Source organism: Frankia gtarii (genome assembly GCF_025403375.1).
Lineage (GTDB): Bacteria > Actinomycetota > Actinomycetes > Frankiales > Frankiaceae > Frankia > Frankia gtarii.
In genome coordinates this window covers 1-3,148 of sequence record NZ_JAMPTM010000444.1, presented here as the reverse complement: position 1 = coordinate 3,148, position 3,148 = coordinate 1, and the positions used below count along the sequence as shown (strand labels likewise).

The 3,148-nt window shown below is 74.7% G+C and carries 3 protein-coding genes; 2 read left to right on the top strand and 1 reads right to left on the bottom strand.

All coding sequences use genetic code 11. The annotated features are described in order from the left end of the window. The first annotated feature begins 663 nt into the window (after positions 1–663). Both NBZ83_RS31135 and NBZ83_RS31130 read left to right on the top strand, forming a co-directional pair. Positions 664–924, top strand: coding sequence for a hypothetical protein (locus tag NBZ83_RS31135; protein WP_261568887.1), 261 nt, complete (start codon positions 664–666; stop codon positions 922–924). Further along, positions 921–1,757 (top strand): hypothetical protein, encoded by an 837-nt coding sequence (locus NBZ83_RS31130; protein WP_261568888.1) that lies wholly within the window; start codon positions 921–923, stop codon positions 1,755–1,757. Before NBZ83_RS31135 ends, NBZ83_RS31130 begins: the two co-directional genes overlap by 4 nt. Here NBZ83_RS31130 and NBZ83_RS31125 read toward each other — a convergent pair. Continuing rightward, a partial coding sequence (locus NBZ83_RS31125; protein WP_261576406.1) for a bifunctional phosphatase PAP2/diacylglycerol kinase family protein occupies positions 1,729–3,148 on the bottom strand: 1,420 nt, incomplete at its 5' end. The two genes, NBZ83_RS31130 and NBZ83_RS31125, sit on opposite strands and share 29 nt — an antisense overlap.

Here is a 3,148-nt window from a genome sequence, read left to right as displayed (position 1 = left end):
CGCTACCCCCGATCCCACCCCCACGCGGAGGTACCGTCGCCGCGCCCGCGCCCACTCGCGCCGCCGGCCGACCCACGCCGACCCGCACAGTCAGTACCGGCCAGTACCGGCCAGCGCGGCTCCGCCGGCCGATCTCCCCGGGCCGCACAGGAGCCGCCACCGCCCGCGGCCGTGGGCACGGAGGAGCCACCGGAGCCCGCGGACACCACCCACCCGTGCCGGCACTCCCAGGGAAAACGCCGCCCAGTCGGGCCCCAGCCGTCCCCGGCGGCCCGGCGGGCCGCTGGCCCAGCCGTGGTGTCACAAGCCTCACCCGGCGGGGTTCAGCGGCGGCGCCCCGCGACGCACCGGCGCCATCGTTGCCCTGCGTGACCAGGGCGGCCGACACCGACGTGCCACACCGCCTCCGGCAGCCATGCCGATCCGTCCTGGGCCCGCAATGGCACCCCCGGGCCAGCACCGTCATGCCCCGCCTAATGGCACAACGAGTTCCACATCGGGGCCGCAAACACTAGTCTCACGGAGGTGACATCGGGAGATCGGCGACGCGGCGTACAACGCCGCGGACCCCACGCAGGCGGCACTCCCCGCGCACGCCGCCCCGCGCAGCTACGGTGTCGGAGAGCGACGAGATGTGGCCTGCCTGGGACGCGGGACCATGAGGTGATCAGGTACGGTCGCCGCATCCGCCGCGCCGCTCATGATCCGGCCGGTGACGGGACGTCCGGCCGGTTCACCCGCACAAGTTCGGACGACGGCTGCCCGGCGCAGGCCGCGACGGTCGAGGAGGACGAGGTGAACGGTGTCACGACGACCCCCATACTCGCGGTGGCACCATCCGCGCCGTGGCCGGGCGGGCTCCCGGTGACCCCGCGACGATCCGTGCGCGCCGGGGTACCCGCCAAGGACGGGCGGGCGGCATGATTCTTCGAGCCCGCCGCATCGAACGGCTGGAGGAGCATCCCAACCTGCGAGGCATCCTCGGCATCCTCGCTCAGCTTGTGCACACCTCCGACGCCGAGCTTGGTTCGCTCGCGGCCGCCTGGCGCAACTCCGGCTACCTGGCCGCCGCCCGAGACAAAGCGCTGGCCCCCGACTCACCGCTGATCGTCGAGGTGCTGGCCGCCTTCGACGCACTGAGCGCGATCTACGCCGATGACCTCGCCGGCGCCGACTACGTCACCGTCGAGCCATCGGTGGCGGCCACCGCGCTGCGCGCGATGCGCGACGCCGTCGCCGCCTCCTACGCCCGGCCCATTCTCGGCCGCGCCGAGTACGCCGCGCTCATGCGGCCCTGGCGCACGGTCTACCCCCGGGCGCGCTCGCACGAGCCCGACCTCGGCCCGGCCGCCGCGGACGTCAAGCGGGTCCTCGCCGCGCTGCCGGTCCTCGCCGGTCGCTGCCACGACCCGGACAGCCTGGAGGTCTTCGACGGGCTGCTGGTCAGCGCCCTGACCCGGGACGACTCCGCTCATCAGCAGGCCATGGACGCCGCCTTCGCCAGCGCCGTGGTGACCGGCCGCCGCCGGGTGTGGACGCTCGTGCGCCGCAGCGCCGCCGAGGGGTTCTGGCGGCTGTGCCCGGACTGCCGCGGCCAGCGTCTCGCCACCGATTCCAGCGAGGATCACCGGGTCATGGAGCTGTGCGCCGACCTGGCCTGCGCGCTGCTCGTCGAGGACCTCCTCGACTCCTCCCAGTTCACGCAGCTCACCCGCCCGCTGCACACGCTCATCCCGCTTCAGCACCGCGGCGGCTGAACGTCCGCGCAAGCGGCCGCCGGACGCCTGGCTCGGGGGCCGCACCGTCGCCGTCACCGGGGCGGCGCGGGCGGTAGACGATCAGGCGAGCGCCACTCGGAGTGATCACGATCCGCTCCACCCCCTCGGTGACCTCGCCGTCGCAGGCGAAGGGCAGCGGTCCGGGCGCCCGGGAGGAGATCAGCACCCGCTCCACGGTGCGCTGCTCGTACACCCGGCTGCGGCCGAGCCGGCCGGTGAGGACCGCCCCGACCAGCCGCAGCCGGGCCAGCGACGCCGACGCGTCGACGATCCGCAGGTCGAGCAGGCTCTCGTCGAGCCGGTTGCGGTAGGTCGGCGCGAAGCCGTCGGGCCGGTACACCCCGTTGCCGACGAAGATCAGCCAGACCCGGCGGGGTTCGGCGTCGATCTCCACGTCAAACGGCGGCTCGTGGCGCAACACCCAGCACAGCGCGATCATCATCGCGGGCCACTTGCCGATGCGCCGCTCGAACCGTTCACGCACCGCCACCATGTCGGGGTAGCCGCCCAGGCTCGCGGTGTTCACGAAAATCCGGGAGAACCGGTCGAACACGGCGGAGATGCCGTCGGCCCGGCCGAGATCGACGGCGACCGCCGAACCTTCGCGGACCGCCTGCACCGAGTCACCGGCGCCGACCAGGCCGAGGTCGGCGGCGAAGTGGTTGAGCGTGCCCGCCGGGAAGACCGCCAGCGGCATGCCGCGGGCCAGCGCCACCTGAGCGGCGGCGTTGATGCTTCCGTCGCCACCGGCGATGCCCAGCACTCTCGACGTCGACGCGGCGGTGGTCAGGGCGGCGGCCATGTCATCGGCCGGCCCGACCTCGACGACCTCCGCCCGCGGCAGATCGGCGCGGAGCACGGCGAGCAGATCGGAGTGGTTACCCGGGCCGGAGCGCGCGTTGACGACGACGGTGAGGCCCTCCCCCTCGGGCAGGGCGGGCGCCCAGGCCGACGCCGGGCTCGCCCGTGCCGGCACCCACGGCCGGCGTGGCATCACCTTCGTGGTGAGCAGGCCCGCGCCGATGCCCAGCAGGATCCCCGCGGCCACGTCCCCCGGGTAGTGCACCCCGACATACACCCGGGAGAACGCCACGGCGGCGGCGAGGGCGGCCACCGGCACCGCCGCCCCGGGCGCGTCGAGGGCGACCCCGGTCGCGAAGGCGGCGGCGGACGCGGCGTGCCCGGAGGGGAACGAGAAGGTCGTCAGGTCACGAGAGAGCCGGCGCAGCGGCGGGATGCCATGCGTCGGCGGCCGGTCGCGGCGGAACACCAGCTTGGCCGGGCCGTTGGCCAGGGCGCTGGCGACGCCGAGCCCGATCAGGGCGCGGGCGGCGGCCGGGCGGCGGCGCCCCTTGGTGGCCCTGTCTCTT